At 62.2% G+C, this 21,574-nt stretch carries 20 protein-coding genes; 5 read left to right on the top strand and 15 right to left on the bottom strand.

What is annotated here, in order from left to right:
- The first annotated feature begins 32 nt into the window (after positions 1-32).
- A complete protein-coding gene (locus tag D7S86_RS07945; RefSeq protein ID WP_121085198.1) occupies positions 33-761 on the top strand; it encodes a maleate cis-trans isomerase family protein in 729 nt (242 codons plus the stop codon).
- A 508-nt stretch (positions 762-1,269) separates the two neighbouring features.
- A complete protein-coding gene (locus D7S86_RS07940; RefSeq protein WP_240648042.1) occupies positions 1,270-2,415 on the top strand; it encodes a porin in 1,146 nt (381 codons plus the stop codon).
- A 91-nt stretch (positions 2,416-2,506) separates the two neighbouring features.
- On the opposite strand, the gene D7S86_RS07935 is transcribed toward D7S86_RS07940, so the two are convergent.
- The 7 genes from D7S86_RS07935 to D7S86_RS07905 form a co-directional block, all read right to left on the bottom strand.
- The gene (locus D7S86_RS07935) at positions 2,507-3,850 is read right to left on the bottom strand and encodes a LysR family transcriptional regulator (protein WP_121085197.1); all 1,344 of its coding nucleotides are present in this window, start codon (positions 3,848-3,850) and stop codon (positions 2,507-2,509) included.
- Between the two features lie 68 nt (positions 3,851-3,918).
- Positions 3,919-4,776 (bottom strand): fumarylacetoacetate hydrolase family protein, encoded by an 858-nt coding sequence (locus tag D7S86_RS07930; RefSeq protein ID WP_121085196.1) that lies wholly within the window; start codon positions 4,774-4,776, stop codon positions 3,919-3,921.
- Positions 4,777-4,819: 43 nt separating this feature from the next.
- Entirely contained in the window at positions 4,820-5,599 is a 780-nt protein-coding gene (locus D7S86_RS07925) for an SDR family oxidoreductase (RefSeq protein WP_121085195.1), read from the bottom strand.
- Positions 5,600-5,626: 27 nt separating this feature from the next.
- The gene (locus D7S86_RS07920; RefSeq protein WP_121085194.1) at positions 5,627-6,637 is read right to left on the bottom strand and encodes an amidohydrolase family protein; all 1,011 of its coding nucleotides are present in this window, start codon (positions 6,635-6,637) and stop codon (positions 5,627-5,629) included.
- Between the two features lie 203 nt (positions 6,638-6,840).
- Positions 6,841-7,782 carry an ABC transporter substrate-binding protein gene (locus tag D7S86_RS07915; RefSeq protein WP_121085193.1) on the bottom strand — a complete coding sequence of 314 codons (942 nt, stop codon included), beginning with the start codon at positions 7,780-7,782 and terminating at the stop codon, positions 6,841-6,843.
- A 26-nt stretch (positions 7,783-7,808) separates the two neighbouring features.
- Positions 7,809-8,669: an HpcH/HpaI aldolase family protein gene (locus tag D7S86_RS07910; protein ID WP_121085192.1), complete on the bottom strand. Its 861-nt coding sequence runs from the start codon at positions 8,667-8,669 to the stop codon at positions 7,809-7,811.
- Positions 8,670-8,688: 19 nt separating this feature from the next.
- Positions 8,689-9,774: a sialidase family protein gene (locus D7S86_RS07905; protein WP_121085191.1), complete on the bottom strand. Its 1,086-nt coding sequence runs from the start codon at positions 9,772-9,774 to the stop codon at positions 8,689-8,691.
- A gap of 243 nt (positions 9,775-10,017) precedes the next feature.
- Here D7S86_RS07905 and D7S86_RS07900 point away from each other — a divergent pair, with 243 nt between their 5' ends.
- The 3 genes from D7S86_RS07900 (at position 10,018) to D7S86_RS07890 (ending at position 13,825) form a co-directional block, all read left to right on the top strand.
- Positions 10,018-10,254 (top strand): hypothetical protein, encoded by a 237-nt coding sequence (locus D7S86_RS07900; protein ID WP_121085190.1) that lies wholly within the window; start codon positions 10,018-10,020, stop codon positions 10,252-10,254.
- A gap of 396 nt (positions 10,255-10,650) precedes the next feature.
- The gene (locus D7S86_RS07895; RefSeq protein ID WP_240648041.1) at positions 10,651-12,645 is read left to right on the top strand and encodes a glycosyltransferase family 2 protein; all 1,995 of its coding nucleotides are present in this window, start codon (positions 10,651-10,653) and stop codon (positions 12,643-12,645) included.
- A gap of 64 nt (positions 12,646-12,709) precedes the next feature.
- Positions 12,710-13,825: an aromatic ring-hydroxylating dioxygenase subunit alpha gene (locus D7S86_RS07890; protein WP_121085188.1), complete on the top strand. Its 1,116-nt coding sequence runs from the start codon at positions 12,710-12,712 to the stop codon at positions 13,823-13,825.
- 90 nt (positions 13,826-13,915) lie between these two features.
- Here the strand turns inward: D7S86_RS07890 and D7S86_RS07885 are convergent, their stop codons facing one another.
- The 8 genes from D7S86_RS07885 to D7S86_RS07850 all read right to left on the bottom strand — a co-directional run bounded on the left by D7S86_RS07885 (position 13,916) and on the right by D7S86_RS07850 (position 21,459).
- Positions 13,916-15,340 carry a Do family serine endopeptidase gene (locus tag D7S86_RS07885; protein ID WP_240648040.1) on the bottom strand — a complete coding sequence of 475 codons (1,425 nt, stop codon included), beginning with the start codon at positions 15,338-15,340 and terminating at the stop codon, positions 13,916-13,918.
- A 99-nt stretch (positions 15,341-15,439) separates the two neighbouring features.
- Positions 15,440-15,889 carry a hypothetical protein gene (locus D7S86_RS07880; RefSeq protein WP_121085187.1) on the bottom strand — a complete coding sequence of 150 codons (450 nt, stop codon included), beginning with the start codon at positions 15,887-15,889 and terminating at the stop codon, positions 15,440-15,442.
- Positions 15,890-15,934: 45 nt separating this feature from the next.
- A complete protein-coding gene (locus D7S86_RS07875) occupies positions 15,935-16,762 on the bottom strand; it encodes a hypothetical protein (protein ID WP_147432254.1) in 828 nt (275 codons plus the stop codon).
- A gap of 11 nt (positions 16,763-16,773) precedes the next feature.
- A complete protein-coding gene (locus D7S86_RS07870; protein ID WP_121085185.1) occupies positions 16,774-17,679 on the bottom strand; it encodes a peptidylprolyl isomerase in 906 nt (301 codons plus the stop codon).
- 63 nt (positions 17,680-17,742) lie between these two features.
- Complete coding sequence (locus D7S86_RS07865; protein WP_121085184.1) at positions 17,743-18,264, bottom strand: hypothetical protein; 522 nt, start codon at positions 18,262-18,264, stop codon at positions 17,743-17,745.
- Positions 18,261-18,899, bottom strand: a complete 639-nt coding sequence (locus D7S86_RS07860; protein ID WP_121085183.1) for a YbjN domain-containing protein — start codon at positions 18,897-18,899, stop codon at positions 18,261-18,263. The genes D7S86_RS07865 and D7S86_RS07860 overlap by 4 nt, the downstream gene beginning before the upstream one ends.
- Before the next feature lie 30 nt (positions 18,900-18,929).
- Complete coding sequence (locus D7S86_RS07855; protein ID WP_121085285.1) at positions 18,930-19,580, bottom strand: hypothetical protein; 651 nt, start codon at positions 19,578-19,580, stop codon at positions 18,930-18,932.
- Positions 19,581-19,623: 43 nt separating this feature from the next.
- Entirely contained in the window at positions 19,624-21,459 is a 1,836-nt protein-coding gene (locus tag D7S86_RS07850) for a putative porin (RefSeq protein ID WP_121085284.1), read from the bottom strand.
- Positions 21,460-21,574 lie beyond the last annotated feature (115 nt).

Below are 21,574 nucleotides of genomic sequence, written 5' to 3'. Positions count from 1 at the left end.
TATGCAACCCAGGCCATAACTTGAACGAACACATGAGCGAGATGGAGACATTACGCGTAGGGATGGTGGTGCCGTCGCTGAACACGATCGCCGAAGACGACTTTCGCCTGTTCTGTCCCGACGAGGTCGCGTATCACGTGCATCGCATTCGACTGCGAAAGGAAAGCGGCCGCGTGACGATGGAGAGCCTGCAGCGCGCATGGCTCGAAGCCGCGGAAGAGGCTGAATATCTGAAGGACCTCTCGCCGCACGCCGTGGTTTTCAATTGCACGGGGGCGAGCGTCGCCAACGGCGCGCACGGCGACGCCGCGTTGGCGCAGCGTCTCACGGAGCGCCTGGACCTGCCGTCGACCAACACGATGGTTGCGATCAAGGATGCCCTCGTGGCGCTGAATGCCGCCCACATCCTGCACGTGTGCCCGTTTGCCGATGTGTTCTCGCGCATCGAGCGCGAGTCGCTCGAAGCCTCGGGATTCTCGATCGCCCGCACGGTCTCGCTCGGCTTCACGGACGCGAAGGAAGCCGCGCGGATGACGCCGGCACGTATCGCGGAGATCGTACGCGAACAGATCGACACGACAATCGGCGCGGTATTGCTCTCCTGCGCGAACGTCCGTGCGTTCGAAGCGGTGCATGAACTCGAAGCCTCACTGGGCAAACCGGTGGTGACAAGTAATCAGGCAACACTCTGGTCGGTACTGAAACTCGCGGGATGGCGGGGGCGCATCGAGGGCGCAGGGCGTCTTTTCGCGGGTGAGTGAATGCACGACGACATCGGGCCATGACCGCGCCGCTCGATCAAGCACGCGCGGCGAAACGGTGTCGACGGACTCGGGGCACACCCTGACGCGCGGGAGAACGCGCGCTTGCGCCTTCTCCCCTGCTATCGCCTGCGCATGGTGCCGTTCAGCGCCGGACCTGCACGGCTGTCCGATGCAGGCCGAACCGCGAGCATGGGCGTGAACCGGTTCCAGTTTCACCACCCGCAGGGGGCTGCAACACGCGCACGGTCTTGCGTACGCTGGCGGGCGCGTGTCAACGCTGCGGCGATGTGCGTGCATTCGCGCCGTGCGCAGCGTGTCCAAGGGCTTGATCCGAAGTCCGGGACAGTGCGTGAGCCAGACGGGCGATCCAAGCCCGATCGCGGCAAACGGACGCTGAAGCTGAAGCTTTACCGGCCCCAAGTGCAAGCGTGTACGGCAGCACCCCAGGGTCAAAAAAAGGAAGTTCGACGCTGACACAACAATAAGGAAACCTAAAGGAGACAACATGAAGCACAAAAAGCATTCTGCGCGGAAAATCCGCCTTCTCGGTCTGAGCATGGCGCTCCTGTTCGGCGTTGCGGGCAGTGCGCACGCGCAGAGCAGCGTGACGCTGTACGGCGTGCTTTCCGAATCGCTCGTGTATGTGAGCAATGCGAAGGGCCATGATCTGTTTGCCCTTCAGAACGGCGGAATGATGCCGGCGCGCTTCGGCTTGCGCGGCTCCGAAGATCTCGGCGGCGGGACTCAAGCCATCTTCACGCTCGAAAACGGCTTTAACATCACGAACGGCGCCGCGAGCGGCGGCCTCATGTTCGGTCGCCAGGCCTTTGTGGGGCTGAGTAACGACAGGGCCGGCACCGTCACGTTGGGACGTCAATATGAAGAAATGTCCAACACCCTGTGGTTCGTCACCGCAGCGAATATTTTCGCGGGATATGGCGCGCACATCGGCGACAACGACAACCTCTTCCTCACGGACCGGTTCAACAATGCCGTGCGCTATGCCTCGCCGGTCCTCTCAGGCTTCCAGTTCGCGGGCAGCTATGCGTTCTCGAACTCGACCGATTTCGCGATCAACAACGGATACAGCGGCTCGGTCACTTACACGCGCGGATCGATGAAGATCGGCGCGGCGTTCACGGAATTCAATCGGATGAGCAACGCGTTGCCGTCGAATACCGCGAGCGGCGCCGTGGACAGTTCGAGCTGGGGCTACAGTTCGCCGTTCGTCACGAGCACCACCGGCGCGGGTACGAACCAGCAGCGCATGATGGGTATCGGCGGAAGTTACGATTTCGGCTCGTTCCATGTGCTCGGCAACTACACGAACGTCCTGTTCAACTATTCCGATTCGACAGGCCTGCGGCTGCAGAACCTCGAAGCGTCAGCGTACGATTTCGTCACGCCGTTCATAGAATTGGGCGTCTCGTACGTCTATACGCACGGCGATTATTCGATCGGGCGCGCGACGCACTACAACCAGATCGATCTCGCAAGCCACTACCTGCTCTCGAAGCGCACGGAGCTGTTTCTGATCGGCATTTACCAAAATGCGAGCGGACCCGACACGTTCGCGCAGATCTACACGACGTCACCATCGACGGGGCATAGTCAGACGCTGATCGAATCGGGGATCATGACGAAGTTCTAGCAGACGCCACTGGCGCCGTCACACGATGGCGCCAGTGACTCGACGCAGGGAGACGGCGTTGGTGCAACACTCAACGCTCAAGGCTCAAGGCTCAATCGACGTTTTCGGTGTCACTTTCCGCGTTGGGATGTCGCGCGAGGCCGCCCGGCTTCTTGTCCGCGCGGCCTCTTTTCTTGGGCGTCTCCGGCCGCGATTCGCCGCTGATCGCCGCCGCGTGGCGGCGCAGGCTGCGCATGAACGTGTCCTGGACCTCGTTTGGCGTCCATTCGCGCCGGGTCGTGATGCCCACCACGGGACCATCCCACGGCACCTCGACCATGAGCGGCACGAGCAAGCCGAAACGCCGTTCGCTCAAAACCTCGGTCCAGCTCAGCACGGTCAACATATCGCTGTCGACGAGCATGATGCGGATCGTCGACAGCGAAAAAGTTTCGATACTCGCGAACGGCGGCGCACCGTCGGAAAACACGTGCTCGTATGCCTCGCGGCGCGGCGACCTTTTCGGCGGAAGCACCCAGTGATATCGCCTGAGCGATTCGACACCGACCGACGCCTCGCGCGTCAGGGGATGATCGCAACTGGCCACCACGCGGTAGCGCTCGCGGTACATCGGCTCTTCGACGAAATCGAACGCCGTATCGGGCTTCTTGAGCACACCGAGCATGAAATCGATCTCGCCGCGCAGCAGCTTGGTCAGCAATTGATCGTAGGTACCGTTGATCACGACGACGCGCATGTCGGGGAACTGCGCGCTGACTTCGCGGATCGCGCTCACGATCAGGATCGAGGGGTCGAGCATCAAGACGCCGACCGTCACACAGCGCTCTTTCGGCACGTCGTAGACGTTGAGCGCATCGACCATGGCCGTGATCTGGTCGACCACCGATTTCAGACACCGGGCGAATTCCTTGCCCGTGTCCGAGGTCGTCACGCCCAAGGCCGTGCGCCGGTAGAGCTGCGCACCGAGATTCTGCTCGAGTGTGCGCGCCGCGCGCTGCAGTGATGCCTCGGTAATGCCGAGCAGGCGGGCCGCCGCGCGAAACGATCCGCATTCCTCGATGGCAATCAGGCTGCGCATCTGCGTCCGCGTGATGCCGACGGCGAGCGCGAGCGGCGCAACGTGACGCGTGCTGCCGATCTGCGCCACGGCATCCTCGGCCGCCTTGAGGATCCTGCGGATTCTGACCAGGGCGGCGATGCCCGCCGGCGTCAGGTACGTGCCTGTGGTGGAGCTTTCGAAAAGGCTGACGCCGAGTAGACCTTCAAACGCGGAGAGCGACAAGGTCGTGGCCGGTTGCGAACGCAGCAGCTCACGCGAGGCCTGCGTGACATTCTCGTGCCGCGCCACCGCTTCGAACACGCGCATTTGCCAGAGGCTGGGCTGCTCCGGCGCGGTTTCCTTCGGGTCGACGTGGGACGCGACGGGCGATGTCATGTCGATTCTTCCTGTAACGGGGATGCTTTCATATAGCACACGACCCCGGCCCGACGCGACCCGGTATCCTACTCAGTCACGCGATTTCGCAACGTGCCGATACGGTCGATCGTGATCTCGCAGGCGTCGCCGGGCTTCATGAAAACAGGCGGTTTACGCGAAAAGCCCACGCCGCTCGGCGTGCCCGTAGCAAGAATGTCGCCGGGGCACAGCGGCGCAATCGATGAAACGTACTCGATGAAGCGCGGGATTTTATGCACCATGCTGGCCACGGTATCGTCCTGCATGAGCTGACCGTTGAGCCGCGTCTGGATGCGCAGCGATTCGACGTCGCCCACTTCATCGCGCGGCACGATCCAGGGACCGATCGCGCCGCTCTGGTAGAAATTTTTTCCGGGCGTGATCTGGCGTGTGTGGAATTGCCAGTCGCGCACGCTGCCCTCGTTCATGATCGTATAGCCCGCCACGTGATCGAAGGCGTTTTCCGCTTTGACGCGGTAGCCCGGCTTGCCGATCACGACGACGAGTTCGCCTTCGAAGTCGAATTGTTCGGAAACGCCCGGATGGCGCAGCGGCTGACCGTGCGCCGCCAGCGAATCGCTGACGCGCGCGAAGAGCGCCGGCTGCTTGGGCAGTTCCTGCACGCGTCCGGCGCTCTGTACTTCATTGTGGTGCTCCACGTAGTTGAGCGCGAGACACCAGATATGCGTCGGGTCGGCAATGGGCGGTAAAAACGTGATGTCGCTCAGCGCGTGATCGGCCTGCCCCTCCGCCGCTCGTGCCGCTTCGGGCGGCAGGCCGGCGGCGCAAAGCGCCTTGAGCGTGGGGTACTCGGCGCCAAGGCGCGCGCCGAGATCGACCACTTGATCGCCGTCGATGATGCCGTACGTATCGCGGCCATGAACCGAAAAGCTCGCGTATTTCATCGAAAATCTCCCCCGAATGTGTGACGTGTGCGGTGCGTGTGCGTTAGACGAGGCCGGCATAGGAGCCGCCGTCGAGTTGCAGGTTCTGTCCGGAGATAAAGCCCGCCTGCGCGCTGCACAAGAAGGCGCAGGCGTCGCCGAACTCCTCGGGGTCGCCCAGACGCTTGGCGGCAATCGTCGCGGCAATACGCTGCTTGGCCTCGGCGACCGTGATGCCCTCCTTCTTGGACATCCGGTCCGCCATATACCGCTGCCGATCCGTATCGAACCGCTCGGGCAGCATGTTGTTGATCGTCACGTTATCGACCACGGAATCGCGCTGCACGGACTTGCTCAGCGCGGTCACGCCGGCCCGCACGGCGGCGGACAGCCCCATCGTCGCGCTCGGCGATTTCACCATGGCCGACGTGATATTGACGATGCGGCCGAACTTGCGCGCACGCATCCCCGGCACGTAGTGCTTGATCAGGAAAATCGGCGCGAGCATATTGCCCTCCACCGCCGCGAGCCAGTCTTCGCGGCTCCAGTCGGCGATCTTGCCCGGCTCCGGCCCCGCGTTGTTGTTCACGAGAATATCGGGCTCCGGGCACGCCGCGACAAGCGCCTCGCGCCCCGCCTCGGTATTCAGATCCGCGACGACGACCTGCGGCCGCTTGCCCGTCGCGGCCTCGATACGCTGCGCGGCGGCCTCCAGCGCGTCGGCATGACGTCCGTTGATATAGACACGGCAACCCTCGCGAGCGAGCGCCGTGGCGCAGGCGAGGCCGAGCCCCCGTGATGAGGCGCAGACGAGCGCCGTCTTTCCAGCCATTCCAAGATCCATGTGCTTTCTCTCGCTTCGTGCTTCGGGTCAGTCCTGGCAGCGGTACTTCAAGCCGGGATACACGCTGAGCGCGTTATTGAAGAACACGTCGTGGCGGTGCTCGCGGCACAGGTGCGGCGTGGCCGTGACGTAGCGTTTTGTGTCGTCGTAGGCGTGGCCGGTGCGCGGGTCGATCCCCTTCACCGCGCCGATCATCTCCGAGCCGAACAGAATGTTCTTGTGCGGCACGACTTCCGTGAGCAGGTTGACGCCCGACTGGTGATACACGCACGTGTCGAAGAAGATGTTGTTCATGAGACCCTCTTCGAGCGCCACGAAACCCATGTCCTGCGCGAGGCCGCGGTAGCGTCCCCAGTGGTACGGCACCGCGCCGCCGCCGTGCGGAATGACGAAACGCAGTGTCGGGAAGTCCTTGAACAATTGCGGCGCAAGCAGGAACTGCATGAACGCCGTGGTATCGCCGTTCAAATAATGCGCGCCGACGTGGTGGAAGCAGGGATTGCACGAGCTGCTCACGTGGATCATGGCCGGCACGTCGAGCTCGACCATCTTTTCGTAGAGCGGGTAGTAGTGCCGATCGGTGAGCGGCGGGTCCGTCCAATAGCCGCCGGAGGGGTCCGGGTTCAGATTGCAGCCCACGAATCGCAGTTCCTTCACGCAGCGCTCGAGCTCCGCCACGCAGGCGCTGACGTCCTTGCCCGGCGCTTGCGGCAATTGGCACACGCCCGTGAAATTGTCCGGATAGAGCTTGACCACGCGGTGGATCAGGTCATTGCACACGCGCGCCCATTCGATGCCCTGCTCGAGCGTGCCGAGGTGATGCCCCATCTGGCCCGCGATCGGCGAGAACAGCGTGAGGTCGAGTCCGCGTTCGCGCTGGGCCTTCAATTGGCCGTTTTCGAGCGCTTCGCGCAGTTCGTCGTCGCTGATTTCGAGCGGCGCACCGTACACCGCGCCGGCGTGTTCGAGCTGTTTGCGCCGCCATTCATGCAGCGTTTTGGGAACCGTCGTGAAGTGACCGTGACAATCGATGATCATGAAGCGCTACCTGGTTCGTTGAATAAGGAATGCGCGGCGAGCGGTCTAGCGCGGGAACGGGCATGGCCCGCTTGATATGCGCTCGGGCGGCATTTGACCGGTGTCGTCACGCACGCCATCGCCATGGCGGGCAGACGCCCGGCATCGTCGGGAAGGCGCGCGTTCGAAACGGATGCATCGTGTGTCTCGAACGGCATGCGGGGTTACGCGGTGACGGCCGGATCGAGAAAAACCGACGCGATCGCGGGACGGCTCGGAATCAGACGCTGCGTATGCGCATAGCGAACGAGCGCTTCGAAAGACGGCGCATTCTGTTCGAGCCCATAAGGCAGCGGGTCGCCGACGAGCGACGACAGCCGCCGATAGCGCTTGTCCTCGGCCTCGTCCGCCGCGCCGCTGCGCATGCGTGTCAGATAGCGCTCCTTCGCTTCGGTGAAGGCCGCGTACAGGCGTTGCGGCAATTCGGGCATGCGCGCGAGCACATCGTTACGCACCACGATGACGCCGTGCAGCGGATAGATGCCGGTGCGCCGATACCAGTCGGCCTCCCGGGCCGGGGCGTCGTCGACGAGGTCGACCAGACGCTCGTCCAGCTCGGCACCCACGCCCGCGAGCCCGCCGAACGCCGCACTCAAGTCGCCGGCCTGCAGCATCTGCGCGAGCGACGTGTCGCTCGCGGCGCGCCGTACGTTGGCCGGCGGCACGAAGCTTTCGACGTTCTCGTCTTCCTCGGTGAACCACGTCACCTTGTCGAAATCGACGCCGTACTCGTCGGCGAGAATGCCGCGCGTCCAGACCGCTGCCGTGACCGAGTAGGCACGCACGCCGATCGCGCCGCCCTCGAGCTCGCGCGGCTCCCGAATCGGCGATTCCTTGAGCCGCTGCAGTCCGGCGTGGCGAAAGCGCCGCGTCATGGGCAAAGCGAGCGCGGTGATCGGTGCACCGGCCGCGACGGCCATCAAGTACGACGTGGGCGCCATCTCGCAGATTTCGTAGGGCTGATTGCGCGCCATGCTGCGATACGCGTCGGGCATGCGTCGGATCTCGACGAAGTCGAGCTCGACGCCTTCCACCTTGACGGCGCCGTTACGCAGATCTTCAACCTGTCCGTGGCGGCCAAGGACGATGGAAAGCTTTTCAGTCATAGTGAGTATTCGTATTGGGCGTCCGTTCAGACACGGCCCGCGAGTTGGCGGCCCTTGTCGAGTGCCGAGAAGTCTCGTTTCGGGAACGTCATCAGAAAACGGTAGCCCTGCTCGATCACGTCAGCCACGTTGTGCTCGTTGACGTGCGGGTGGCCCACCGGAATGTTGAACGCCTTGCCGATCTCGCGCACGTGGTCCATCAGACGCAGCAGTTCCGGGTTGTCGTATTGGCGCGGGCAGCCCAGTTCCTGCGTGAGGTCGCCCTCGCCGATCAGCAGCACGCCGATACCCGGCACGCGCTTGACCATCTCTTCGAGATTCTCGATCGCGGCAACGTCCTCGATCATCAGCGTGACGAGAATCTCGCCTTCGGGCGCAAGCGGCCAGACGTCGGCCTTGCGGTAATACTCCTGCTGCGACAGGCCCCAGTAGCGCGCAGCGGGCATCGGTGCGTCGCCGCGCAGGCCGGCCGGCTCGTAGAGCGGCGCGCGGGGCAGTCGCGGATAGCGGCACGCCGCGACCGCGTTATAGGCCTGCTCGGGCGTGCTGATGCGCGGCCACACGATGCCGTAGGCGCCGAGATCGAGCGCCTGCTTCGCGAACCACTGGTTCATTTCGCTGCCGCTCGGCGGAATGCGCACGATCGGCGTCATCTGGCAGGCCAGGGTTCCCGCCTGAACGATGCGTTGGCGCAGCAGCAGGAACTGCATGGCGTTGCGCAGCGCGGCGATGTCCCAGGGCGTGTGCTCCATTTCGAACACGACGCCGTCGTTCGATGACTGAGCGAAGCTGACCGCGTTTTCGATCTCGGCCTGAATAAAGGAAGTGAATGCGATGCCGCGTCCGGTTTCGAGCGCGCGGATCACGCCGTTGAGTCGTTCTGCCATGTCGTTCGGCCCCGCCGTCTTAAAGAATCGCGCCGCAGAATGCGTCACCCGCATTGGCCGGCAATTGTTTTTCGGTCCATGTCTTGCTGCCGTCCGTGGTGCAGAAGACCTGACCGCCTCGCGTGACCGTGATGACGCCGTTCGGATCGCTCACGTGCGTGCCGAAGCCCATCATCGTGCTGCGCGCCTGGATCTGCGAGTCGGCGCGATACCAGGTCTCGCCCAGGTCATCGCTGCCGTAGAGCGCGCCGGCGGTACTGCGCGAGGAGATGCTGAAACACGCATACATCTTGCGCGGTTCACCGAACACGAATCGGCATTCCCGTGAATAGGAAAACGGCGCGTATTTGCCGACTTCGAGGTCGCGGAAAGTCTTGCCGCCGTCGTCGCTCTCGAAGATCCCCATGCGGCAGATATAGAAGATCGAGTCCGGGCGGCTCGATGTGGTCGACACCGCGTGCGCGTCGAACATGCCCTCCGTATCATCGTCGGTCAGTTCGGTGTTCTTCAAATGGGGCATCGCCGCGAGCACGGACAGGCCGCGCGATTCACCGCGCCAGCTCTCCCCGCCGTCCTCGCTGACGAAGAGGCCGTTGATTTCCGCCACGGCATACAGCAGCTTCGGGTTGGTCGGATGGAACGCGACGCGCATCGCACGCGACCCGCCGAACGAGATCGCGTAGCGTTCCGAAGGATCGGCCTTGCATTTGCGCCAGGTGTCGCCGCCGTCGTCGCTGCGATAGAAGCCGACCGGCGACGTGCCGGCGATGAGCACGTCCGGATCGTGCGGGCTCACTACCACGCTCCAGAACGGCACGCCCTCTTCCGCCGCATTGAGTTTGTGCCACGAATCGCCACCATCGGTGGAGCGGTACAGGCCTTTGCGGGTGGCCAGGAAAATCACGTTCTCGCGCGTCGGATGCGGTGTGATTGCCTGGACCGACGCGTCGGAAGGAATGTCGCTGACCTGTTGCCACTCGCCGTCGCCTTCGGACCTGAACAACGAGCCAATCGCCTCGGGCCGCGTGGTCGCGGTACCCACCAACATCAATTTGCGCATAGAGCCTCCATCGCTTTCGTGCCGGACGCGTTGCGCGTCGGTCATCTATCGATTTATCCGGACGGTTGTCGCATCTGCGTTCAACGGACGGGAGGCAGTGTAGGACGGGCGAGCTACGCTTTGTTATTAGAAGATCGCGGACGCCATAGCTTTTTGCTGAGTGAATATGACGGCACAACGTCGAGGCAACGCGCGCGTATCGGGAGCGCGATGGCACGCCCGTCGTTGAGCATTGCGCAACCATGCCGGAGCGGTCCACTCACGAACATATCGAGGAAATCCGCTGTATTGTTCGCGACGATTCCCGAGTCCGGCATTCCATTCCATCATCCCCTCGCAGGGCATGCCGCGCTCGCGCTTATCGTCACGCTCGATATCATCGTTGATGCGGTCGAAAAGAAAACCGAATGCCCCAAGCACGTGGTGGCGCGAACATTTCGCGAGACGATCTGTGCGTTGCACACACGATCAAATGACATCAAAGCGCGAGCGATTGACGCGAACGAATTTGGCGCAGCTCATTGAGTTTATTCGTCTTCGACTCGACCCGTGAATCAAGGTTAATCGTCGATGCCGGCGGACTCGGGTGTACAGTATTGTCGCGACGGGGCTAAGCGGGCTCTCGCCCATTGTTTGGACGCTTGTGTTTGATCATGCAGGGCTCGAGCCTTACACGCGTTCCGAGGGGACAGAGAAGCGTGCGCTTAAAGCCATTTCTTACCCAATAGGAAATATAAATTTTCCTAAGAATAACTGCATATGATTTTCCTGCATCTACATCGCACGGGCGGATCGACCGTCTGGCATTCGCTTACGCGTGCCGCGGGCACGCAGGGTCGGGAGTGGGTCGATCTTTACGGCGCCTCATTTCTTGCGTCCGGCACGCCTTTCAATGCGCTGGGCGTTTTACGCAAACGGGCCTTGAAACAGCCGCCCGGCGCGCGGCAGTCGGAGCCCGTGATCTATCACCACCATACGCGCGAGCATATTGCCGCCGCGCTGCCGGAGAACGAGCGCTTTTATACGACCATCGTGCGCGACCCGGTCGAGCGCATGATTTCGGAACTGTTTCATATCCGGCGCCTGGTCGCGCACGGCGCCCAAATGCCGGAAGTCTATATGTTGTACAAGGGCGAGATCGGGTTTTACCGGTCGGTGCTTGGGGAAGCGTTATTCGAACTCATGCGCACGCCCGGAGCGGACCCGAACGAGATGGCTCGGCTTGCGATGCAGCGCGATTACTACAAGAATTTCTATTTCAATGTGTTTTGGTCCGTCTTGTTTGGACCGTCCGCCGATGGCACGCCTGCCGCGCTCGGGCCCGTCGATGATGCCAGGCGCTGGCAGCTTGCCAGCGAGGTGCGGCGACGGTTTCTGTATGTCGGCCGCTTTCCCCAATTGCTCGAAACCGTGCAGGCCATCACGTATCTGCTTGGGGTGCGATTCGATGCGAGCACGCAATTCGATCATGTCCGGAACGGCAGCGAGAAACTGCCCTTAAGCGACGAGACGATGGAGATGCTGTATCGAGCAAACGAGGACGAATATCGCTTGCTTGAACTACTCGTCACGCCCGTACCCGTGACACGCAGTCTGGTTCATGCGTCTGCGCTCCACACCGAAGCGACGGATCCCACGGAGGTCGTCGATGAATCGACATCTGGGATTCAGGCGCTTAGACGCGCGCTGCGCAAAGCTCGCGAGGCCCACACGCAAGCGAGCGCCGAAGCGAAAATCTACGCCGGCCAGATCGAAGAACTGCGCACCTCCACATCGTGGCGCATCACGTCGCCGATTCGTGAGATCAAGGCGCTGTTGCGCCGGTACGCTGCAGCGTCGCCCATCGCGGCGCTCGCCAAGGCCGCTTCGCTCGTGCGACCGCAGCCCCTGCCGCACGCCGAGGCACCGCCTCAGCCCATTCGGCGCCCCGTCGCCGATCTGATGGCACAGGCCGATCACGGTCGCGGACCGACCGTGGCCGTCATCTTGCCGACATTCAACTCGGCGCGCTATTTGGCCGAAGCCATCGAAAGCATCTTGTCACAGACGTGGACACGACTGGAACTCGCTGTGCTCGATGGCGGTTCGACGGATGGAACGCTGGAGATTGCCGCCGCGTATGCCAGGCAAGACTCACGCGTCACGATTCACGACTACCCGGGCGTGCATCCCACGCTGCGTGTCGACGATTTTCTTCAGAAGACGCAGGCTCGCTGGATTGCGATGCAGCATTCCGACGATATCAGCTATCCGCACCGCATCGAGCGGCAAGCGGCGGCCTTTCTCGACGATCCGACACTCGGCGTGACGAGCGCGGTCTATCGTTCGTTCTGGCACGTCCGCACGCATGGCTCGACGACCGAAGGCATCCATGTCCACGCATTGCCCGAAACACACGATGAAATACAGGCCAACTTGCCGTTCTGGTGGTCCATGCATGCGGCGTCGCTGTTTTTCGATCGCGAGAAAGCCCTTGCGGCAGGTTTTCGCTTCTCCAACGAACATGCGCTCGGCAACGACTATTGGGCGACTGCGCTCAATATCGGCCGTCTACGCTACTACAACATTCAGGAAGAACTGACCGCCATTCGCATTCATTTCGAAAGCGACGGTAATTCCCAGCGCGAACAAGTCGCGAACGAAGTCGCCCAGATCAAGACGAATGTGCTGCGTCAGATGGGCTTCGTCTTCACCGACGAGGAGGCGGCGATCCATTGCGGCATTGACCTGCTGGTCGAGCGCACGCTGCGTGGCGCCGCGCAGGATTGCGATGCCACGCTTGCGTGGCTCGAGAACCTGCGACGCCAGAACGAAACACTCAAAGTCTTGAACGTGTCGGTTTTCAACCGCCTGCTCGATCGCATGAGCGAACTGACGAAGGACTATCGCAGACTGCACAAGTCCGTTGTCGGCTGAGCGCGCTCGGCGCGTCGTCCCTTCGTGCTAGGCTGACAGCCAGTCACGTACAACGCGGTCCGCCATGCTGAAGAACCTCTGGTACGTCGTTGTGCCATCCCGTGAACTCGGCACGGCGCTCATGCCCGTCAGCTTGCTCGGGCAATCCTTCGTCGCCTATCGCGACAGCCGGCACGTCGCTCATCTGCTCTCCGATACCTGCGTGCATCGCGGCGGTTCGCTGTCGGCCGGGGTCAAGACAGGCGACACCGTGCAGTGTCCGTACCACGGCTGGCGCTTCGGCAGCGACGGTGTCTGCACGCATATTCCCGCGCAGCCCGACGCGCGCATTCCCGCCAAAGCGCGCGTCGATGCCTATCCCGTGATCGAACGCTTCGGCTGGATCTGGGCCTTTCTCGGCGATCTGCCGGAAGCCGAGCGTCCGCCGTTGCCGGATCTGGGCTGGGTCGACCATCCGTCATTTCACATCGTATCGGGACGCTTCGATTGGGATGCGAGTTGGGATCGCGTGATCGAAAACGGTCTCGACTTCGCCCATGCGCCGTTCGTGCATGGCTCGGTGTTCGGCGATCGGGAGCGTCCGGAAATGGATGCCTTCGATGTCGTGGCCGACGACTGGCAAGGCACGGCCACCATGATCATGCATCGCCCGGTGCGCAAGGGCTGGCTGCGGCGCAAATCGACCGGCGAACGCGTGCACGTCGAAACCCGGCCGGGCTTTCACATGTCCGGCCCCTGCACGACGTTGTCGCTGCGGCCGCGCGCCGGTTGGCGCATCGAAATCGTGTCGGCCCATACACCGATCGACGCGACCCACACACGCACGTGGTGGATGATGGGGCGCACCTTCTTCCGCTCGGCCCTGTTCGACCGACAGGCTGCGCGCCGCAATCTGCTCGTCTTCGAACAGGATCACGAAGTGCTGCGTCGCGTGAAGCCCGAGCGCGTGCCGGACGACTGGCAGCGCGAAGTATCGGTGAAGTCCGACGCATTGCAGATCGCGTTCCGGCAGCGCTTGCATGAACTCGAGGCGCGAGGCTGGGCGATCGACGAAGCCCGTGTCGAGCGCGACTTTCGCGGACGCATCGCATGCGTGATACCGAGCCCCGCGCGACGCCATATCAAGACCTGGGCAATCGAACCGATCCCGATCAGGGAGGGGGCTCATGATCCGTCGTGAGTCGTCTCGCGGCCAGGCGCAGTCAGACGCGCGAGCGCAGCACACGTGCGATCCCTCGGAGATCGATTCGCAAGATGTGCCGCCGCGAACTCAGGAATTCCCGCTTGTCGCATCGAGTTCGATTGGAAAGTATTGCCGCACCGTGCCTCGCTGAATCAGGAGTGCCGCATTACCGTGTGCCTGCCGAAGTTGTTCGGCGAGGTCATCAACCGTCGTGATGGGTGTGCCGTTGACGGACAACACCACATCGTTGACCTTGAGACCGATGGTCGACGCGCGCCCGGTGACCTGTTGAATCAGGAGCCCATGATCGACGCCGACCTTTTGCTGCTCCTGTTGCGTCAACGGCCTGACCACGATACCCAGGCGCGGCGGCGATTGCGCGGCTGTCGCAAGGCCGTTGCCACTGCCCAGCTCACCGATTGTCACGTTCACAGGCGTTGCGGTGCCGGAACGCCAAACGAGCAATTCCGCTGGTTGCCCGGGCTGAATCTTAGCGATCGTCATCAAAAGATCCGCCGATTCCGCCACGGCGTGCCCGTTGACCTGCAGCACGACGTCTCCGGGCTGCATTCCGGCCTGTGCGGCAGGCCCGTTAGGCTCAACGAAACTGATCAGTGCACCGGCAGGCGCATCCAGTCCAAACGATTTTGCGAGCGCCTGGCTGACCTCCTGCACTGCGACACCCAATCTGCCTCGGCTTACGTGCCCGGATTTAAGCAATTGGTCTTTGACGTCCAACGCGACATCGATCGGAATGGCAAACGACAGGCCCTGGTAGCCACCTGTCTTGGTATAGATCATTGAATTGATCGCGATCACATGCCCATTCAGATCGAACAACGGTCCGCCGGAGTTCCCGGGGTTGATGGGAACATCCGTCTGAATAAAGGGGATATAGGCCTCCCCCGGCAGAGATCGGTTCTTAGCGCTCACGATGCCGGACGTCACCGTATTGGCAAATCCGTAGGGCGAACCGATCGCCATCACCCAATCGCCGACCTCCGTATGGTCCGGATTCGCGGTGACGGCGACCGGCAGGTTGTTCGCGTCGACTTTGATCAGAGCGACATCGGAAAGCGCGTCCGTACCGACGACCTTGCCCGAATACTCACGTTTGTCGATCAACTTCACATCGACGACCGTTGCGTCGCCCACGACGTGCCGGTTCGTGAGAATGTAGCCGTCCGCGCTAATGATGAATCCCGAGCCCAGGCTGACTTCCTCTCGATTGCCGATGACGCGCCGCGCAAGAAAAGGCGCCAACGGATTGCCCGGCTCGACGCCCGGCGGCAACTGTATTCCCATCTGCGTCACTTCATGCGTGACGCTAATGTTCACGACGACCGGACCGTCGCGCTTGGCAAGCGCCGCAAAGTTCGGAACCACCATTTGCGCTATCGCACCCGTTTGAGCATGGGCAGCGTGAAGCACTAAGAACAGCGAGACGAAAAACGCGAGCCGAGTCCGAATGGGCGATCCGTTCATTCGCCTCGTTTCGTTGAGTGCCTTCATCGTACGATCAAGCTTCATGTCATATAGGGATGAGGTTCGCCTAGCGACTTCCTGCCGTTGCCCACGCACCGCACTCCGTGTGGCGACGCATGCAAGCCGCTAGCGCGGGGGTACGACCACCAGCGGAGCAGGACGCTGTGGCTCGACCGATTTACCCCAGGCCGATCCGAACCGAATGCTCTCGGCCGAGTAGCTGAACGTCCCGACCCGGTTCGATGGCGCCGTCGCGAGTTCCTCCGCCGTACCGGGTGTATCGCCCGACGCCGCGCGAACAGGTGCCAATCGCTGAGTCAGGCAATCGTACGACAACGCAATCTCGCCATTCACTTCCGCGCTGACACAGACCCGCTTTGATCCGATCGCTTTCGGCACCGCCCCCTGCCCGTGTTCGGTATCGGCAACCGAGTCCGCGTCGGACGTCGAGACGTGAGCGCCGGACACCGGATCTGCGCCACTCGCAGCCGAATCGACCGGAGCGCGCACGCCCTGTCCATATGTCGAACTCATCACCAGCATCGCAATCATCAGCGTCAAAGCCGGCTTGCTCATGGTCAATCAAACTCCATCAGATCCGTTCGGCGTGTGCACACCGCATCAGATGCTCACACGCATGCTGCCCCCATCTGTCTTCTCGTCGCGCCTGATCAGCGCGCAGTCAAATTCATCGGAATCCTCAATCGATGCAATCGGGTCGGCTTGGTTCGTAAAACCGAGCGTTCGCTCGACAGTCTCGAAGCGCACGAGCTCGCGCGAAGTCGGGAATGGGGTTCCGATCGGGGGGCGGTACACCATCCGGAAGAAACGCGATACGTGAGCGGCCTCCCGCCATAGATCGGAGACATCGCGCACCGCGCCGTCGAAACAAAATCGCACCCAACAGACCTCGCCGCTTGAATCCCGGTCTCGAATGAATCCGGCCAGCGCGAGCAGTACATAGGGCAGATCGTGTTGCACGAGCGCAGGATAGGACCACAAGTTCGCCACATCGGCGATGCGAACGAGCAATGTCAGACGTCGTACCGTCAACGACGGCGCGAGACTTTTCATCGCGAGATAGTGGTATTGCCATCTGTCCATGAACGCACTCCGCTGCGCCGCTTCGCGCGCTTCATCTCGGATGTGCCGCACGTCCATCCACTCGGGTTGATAGGACGAGGTGGTCAACGGGCACCGCTTGTCGTCGTCGCTCGACGCATGCCGGTAGTGATGCGTGTGGGTATCGACGTCCGATCCCGGCGCAAGCCTCGCCAGACACACGACACAACAGGGATGTTTGCCCACCATACGTTTGCGCCCTTCTGACGTCTCTTGCGCGAAGGAAGGCTGGCTGCGCTTCTCGGACATCGGCACCTTCGTTGTTCGAGTCGCTTCGCCTTCAACACGTCGAAAGCGCGGCGTCGAAGACATCGGGACACGGCTCATGACGCGCAGTCCTATTTTGCGGCGGCCAAGGCGTTTTTCAGCGCGGCCTCATCGATCTTGACCGAGGCGGGACCGACAAGCTTGGCCATATACGCCTGCGCGTTCTGCTGTTCGCGCTGCTTCCTCATTTCCTCGCGAATACGGTCCTTGACCGCGCTAAGCGGAGCGACGCCGGCCGGCCGGATCTCGGCCAGCTTGATGACGTGAAAGCCCGCACTCGTCTGGATGGGTCCCGCGACATCGCCCGGCGCAAGCCCGTCGGTCGCCTTGCGAATTTCCGGCAGCATGGTCGATTCGGCCACAAACCCCATATCCCCGCCTTGGGCCGCATGCATCTTGTCGTCCGATTGGGACTGAGCAAGCGCCGCAAAGTCCGCGCCCTTCGAGTGAGCTTGTTGCGCGAGGCTCGCGGCGCGCGCACGCGCCTTGTCGAGCGTGGCGGCATCGGCGCCCTGCGGGACCGCAACGAAGATCTGCGATAGCCGAATCGCGCGCGGCATCTGAAATGCCGCGGCGTTGTGATCATAGGTCGCTTGAATTTCGGCATCCGACGGATAGTCGGCAGGCGGTACGGACACCGACGCCAAATAGCTGCGCAGGATGACTTCCCTTTTCGCTTCCTCGAGCATCGCCTGCACTTGCGGCTGCTTGGTCCATCCCTTTTCGTCGGCCTCCGCCAGCACTGCCTGCGCGGCAAGGCGCGAGCGCACGGCCTGGTCGACTTGTGCGGGGTCCGCAGCCAGCGCTTGCCGAACCGACGGGCTCACGGCCTTGAGCATGGCCGTCACATCGGCCTGCGTCACCGTCACCTGGGCGCTGCCGACCGACATCTGTGCAACAGGTCCCGTCTGCGCATGACTGAGCAGCGGCACACCCAACGCGATACCGCACAGCACGTTTGTAAGTTTCCTCACCATCACTCCCACTACAGTTGAATAACCGGATACGCGACACGCCGGCACATTGTCAAAGACGTCGATTCAAAGCTGAGCCCCGGGCACAAGTCGGATCACGACCGGCTGCTTCATCATGCGCGGAGGCGGCGCGTCGACCGATTGCTGCAATAACAAAGCGCGAAGGTCCGCGACGGCGCGTTCACTGCCGATCGCCGCTTCATCGAAGCCGACCTGCGTGACGTGCCCGGAACGATCGAGCCAGACACGCACTTTGAGCGTCGGCAACGTCACCGCTGCTTGCGACGCATCGCCGAACGTCAACGGTCCCTCATCCGTCGACGCCGTCGTTGCAGCACTCGCCTGACCGTTGCGCGTCACCCACTCGTCAAAGAACGCGCCGAACTCCTGCGCGAGCGCTGCGTCTGCGGATAACGCCGACTGCAAACGCTCGGCCACACGCTGGGCATAGTCCACCCACGCCTGCGGCGCCTCATCGACCACCACCGGCTGCGATTGCGTTCCCGCCCATACGCTGCCGGTGAGCGCCAACAGCGCTGCACCCAGCGAGCCGACAAAACCCAAACGGCCGGACTTCACCGGCTTCATTGCGCGCCGGCCTCTGCATCGTCCGCCTGATCGGCATGCGTTGCATCCGCTTCGCCTTGCCCGTCCGTCTCGACACGCTGACTTCCCGCATGCGTCGCCGGCTGACCGACCGTCGATGCGTTTGCGTCGAGCGTCGCTTGCTCGTGCGCCATCGTCGGCCGGCGGCGAATGTGCAGCAGGAACTCCTGCAACAACCGGTCCCAGAGCTCGATGGTCGAGCGAAGATGCCGCTCGGTGACGCCGCCGCTGACCATCACATCCATTTCCAGCAACAGGAACTGCTGATGAGCCGCCAGCCGCGCAAAGCGCTTTGTACGATTCCAGCTCGGCACCATATCGACGGGTAACTCGCCTTGCACTTGCAAAGCGCAACTGAGCGTGTAGTCGATATGCGCTCCGGACTCGCCGCCCGGATTGCCGAAGCGCACCACGAACCCGATACCCTGGCTCGCACTCATCAGTTGCAGGCGACCGTTCTGCTCGGCCAACGTGACGCGGTATCCCGCGTTCCTGAAAATCTCGGCGAGCCTCTCGGGGCTGATGGCGTCGACGACGAGGGTCCCGGACGCACTGACGGGCGCTTGCACCGTCTTTTCGATGCGTTCTTGCTTGTCACTGTCTTTTGCTGTGCTCATGGAGATTCCTTTAACCGGTTTCAAATATCGCTACTTCGACGCCGCGGGCGCCGACGATTCAATCGCCGCGGAGGCCGCCGACGGCGGCGAGGCTCGCGGGTCGTACTTGTTCTCGTAAAGCGAATCGCCGTACGCCTGGGCGATCGAGTCGTACTTGACCCGTTCGCGCTCGGCGAACGGCTCGCGTGACTGAAGCACCGAAACAATTCCCGCATGCGCGTAGGCGTCGAGAATCTCGTGACCCACCTGATAGAGCTGCTCGTTTTTCGCCTGACAGTTTTGCAGTTGCGTCTGCTGAGTCTTCAGCGCGGTCTGCGATTGTGTCCGCTCTGTATCACGCACACGTGACACGTTTTGAAGTTCCGCGTAAGACGCCTTGTATTTCTCGAGCTCTTGCTCATCCTGCGAGCGACGCACCTTTTCGCTTGCCAGAGCACGTTCCGTTTCGCTTTGCGCGCCGCTTTTCTGCTTTGCTTCGGCAAGTTCCTGCTGCGCCTGCTTCAGGTCCGCCAAGGCCTTGTCACGTTGCTGATTGGCGGCCGCACTATCGGCTTGAAGCTGTGACTGACTGTCCTGAAGTTGCCGCAACTGCAGCGTGGTCTCACGCAACTGGCTGCGCAAGCGATCCTCGATGCTTTGCGCCGCGACAGGCTGCGTCGTAACAATCGATACGCCGAACATGACCGCGGCGATGACTTTGAAATAACGTACGTTCATGGCGGCCTCAGAACCGGGCGTTCATTTCGAGCTGCAGCACATCGATCGACAGCGGGGCTCCGTAGACTTCACGCGCGCTCAGATATCGCGCCTGTAGCCAGGCATTGTTCGCCACCGCATACTGCACGCCGAGAATGTAGCCCTTGGCGTTCGTACCACCCAGGTTGAAGTCCGGGTCGTTGAGCGCATCGAGCACGGCGTCGGGCTGCAGATACTTGTACGTGAGCGAGAAATTCCATTGACCCTTCTCGAGCGTGTTCGGCTCGCCGATCGTCGCCTTGAACATATAGCCGTTCGCGCCGCTTTGATAATCGCCGGTGGTCACGGTCGACGACGTGCTGTTGTAGTTGTTGACCGGCAGCGAAGCCGCGCTGAGCGCCGAGTTCGCGTTGTACGCGAGGTTGCGCACGTATTCGCCGTCCAGACGCAGCTTGTAGCGATCCGCCAGCTTCGTATCCCACTCGAGCTTGGCGTCGAACAAGCGGAAGTTGTACGCAAGGCCGAAGTACTGCGGGTCCGGCGTCAGACCCGGCGCCAGTGCCGGATTCTGGATCACGTCACGCAGCGCGATCAGCGTATTGCCCTTCTGCATGCTGGCAGGTGCGTCGTTGTCCGTACTGCAGCTCGTCGCGCCCAAATAAAGCGCGCATGGCGCGGACAGGCTGCCTCGCAGATTCATGAAATCGTAGTAGGCGATGGCACCCTTGAGCTTGTTCTCGTCGTTGATCTTCCATTCGGCGCCGAACTGTCCGCCGAGCATCCACCGAATGGTGCCGCCCGGCACGTCGGGGTTCTGCGCCAGGAAGCTATCCGAGCTGTATTGAATCGGGAAGGCGCCGAGCGTTCCGAACAGCGTGATGTCGTCGCGACCGGGCAGCAAACGCTTGAAGTTCGCCGCGACACCGTCGAACTCGAGATCGTTCGAGAACACCAGATCCGATGAGAAGAACGGGTTGTCGAAGCGACCGCCCGTAATGCTCAGCCACGGCACCGGCGCGTATTTGAGGTAGGCCTGATTCAGCCAAATATTGGCGCGCGCAAAATCGGCGCCCAAGGTATTCGTGGTCGATGTCGGTCCGTCGTTGTCCCCGCTCGCCAGCTGAATGCCGGCGGTAATCTGATCGGAGATGACCGCCGTGACCCCGAGGCGCGCACGCACGCTCAACACGTTGTCGCGATCATGCGTCGTATTGAGCGTGGGCGGCAAGCTCGTGCTCGTGTTCGGGTTGATATCGTAAGGACTTCCCGCGTTGATCGCCGCGAAATTCGTTACCCCCGTCACGTTGCGCGGCGAAAAGAATTCAAACTCGTCACGCACGCGCATGTCGCCGCTAAACGTGAGGCGCGAAACCCAGTCGGGAAATGTGTTCGGTTGCGCCCAGTTTTCGGCTTTGGCCTGCGCCACGACTTCCTGTTTGACCTGGTCACGAATCTGGTCGCGCACGACTTGCGGCACATACGGAACCGCTACATCGCCCGGTTGCGTCGGCGCATTCACGACAGCCGCGTTGGGAGCGGCGCTCACCGCTTGCGCCTGTGCATGCTTCGCTTGTGCCGCTTCCGCCTGCGCTTCGGCGATCAAATCCTCTGCGTTTTTCTCCGTCAGGACGCCGCGTTTGACGAGCAAATGAATCAGGTTGATCACCGTGCTCTCGGTCGCCGGCGCACCCTCGCCGGCCGTCTTCGCCATCGCGTTTTGCGTCGCGATCGACTGTGCCTGCGTCAAACCCGCGCAGCTCATGCCGAGCACAAGCAGCGCAATGCCACGGCTGATGCGCGAGCGGCGTAACGCGGCGTCGGCCCCATACCCGACGCGCCCCCGTTTGTTTGTCGTTTGATTCATCAAATTCTCCGCGTGATGCCGTTTTTTCGTTGACCTGTGCGATTCGTTCAATTTCATGCGCACGCGCTCAGACCGCGATGTCCGCGTGCAAGCGCGCCGCGCATGACCCCACGTG

Source organism: Pararobbsia silviterrae, assembly GCF_003628125.1.
Lineage (GTDB): Bacteria > Pseudomonadota > Gammaproteobacteria > Burkholderiales > Burkholderiaceae > Pararobbsia > Pararobbsia silviterrae.
The sequence above is the reverse complement of the archived record's forward strand: the minus strand, read 5'-3'. Positions and strand labels throughout refer to the sequence as shown.

Bases quoted from the DNA above. Each gene is read 5' to 3' on its own strand.
- D7S86_RS07870 (WP_121085185.1), bottom strand. From the start codon at position 17,679: ATGGTGAGGAAACTTACAAACGTGCTGTGCGGTATCGCGTTGGGTGTG.
- D7S86_RS07875 (WP_147432254.1), bottom strand. From the start codon at position 16,762: ATGAGCCGTGTCCCGATGTCTTCGACGCCGCGCTTTCGACGTGTTGAA.
- D7S86_RS07915 (WP_121085193.1), bottom strand. From the start codon at position 7,782: ATGACTGAAAAGCTTTCCATCGTCCTTGGCCGCCACGGACAGGTTGAA.
- D7S86_RS07930 (WP_121085196.1), bottom strand. From the start codon at position 4,776: ATGAAATACGCGAGCTTTTCGGTTCATGGCCGCGATACGTACGGCATC.
- D7S86_RS07865 (WP_121085184.1), bottom strand. From the start codon at position 18,264: ATGAAGCCGGTGAAGTCCGGCCGTTTGGGTTTTGTCGGCTCGCTGGGT.
- D7S86_RS07885 (WP_240648040.1), bottom strand. From the start codon at position 15,340: ATGAAGGCACTCAACGAAACGAGGCGAATGAACGGATCGCCCATTCGG.
- D7S86_RS07935 (WP_121085197.1), bottom strand. From the start codon at position 3,850: ATGACATCGCCCGTCGCGTCCCACGTCGACCCGAAGGAAACCGCGCCG.
- D7S86_RS07940 (WP_240648042.1), top strand. From the start codon at position 1,270: ATGAAGCACAAAAAGCATTCTGCGCGGAAAATCCGCCTTCTCGGTCTG.
- D7S86_RS07890 (WP_121085188.1), top strand. From the start codon at position 12,710: ATGCTGAAGAACCTCTGGTACGTCGTTGTGCCATCCCGTGAACTCGGC.
- D7S86_RS07850 (WP_121085284.1), bottom strand. From the start codon at position 21,459: ATGAATCAAACGACAAACAAACGGGGGCGCGTCGGGTATGGGGCCGAC.
- D7S86_RS07910 (WP_121085192.1), bottom strand. From the start codon at position 8,669: ATGGCAGAACGACTCAACGGCGTGATCCGCGCGCTCGAAACCGGACGC.
- D7S86_RS07855 (WP_121085285.1), bottom strand. From the start codon at position 19,580: ATGTTCGGCGTATCGATTGTTACGACGCAGCCTGTCGCGGCGCAAAGC.
- D7S86_RS07945 (WP_121085198.1), top strand. From the start codon at position 33: ATGAGCGAGATGGAGACATTACGCGTAGGGATGGTGGTGCCGTCGCTG.
- D7S86_RS07860 (WP_121085183.1), bottom strand. From the start codon at position 18,899: ATGAGCACAGCAAAAGACAGTGACAAGCAAGAACGCATCGAAAAGACG.
- D7S86_RS07905 (WP_121085191.1), bottom strand. From the start codon at position 9,774: ATGACCGACGCGCAACGCGTCCGGCACGAAAGCGATGGAGGCTCTATG.
- D7S86_RS07925 (WP_121085195.1), bottom strand. From the start codon at position 5,599: ATGGATCTTGGAATGGCTGGAAAGACGGCGCTCGTCTGCGCCTCATCA.
- D7S86_RS07920 (WP_121085194.1), bottom strand. From the start codon at position 6,637: ATGATCATCGATTGTCACGGTCACTTCACGACGGTTCCCAAAACGCTG.
- D7S86_RS07880 (WP_121085187.1), bottom strand. From the start codon at position 15,889: ATGAGCAAGCCGGCTTTGACGCTGATGATTGCGATGCTGGTGATGAGT.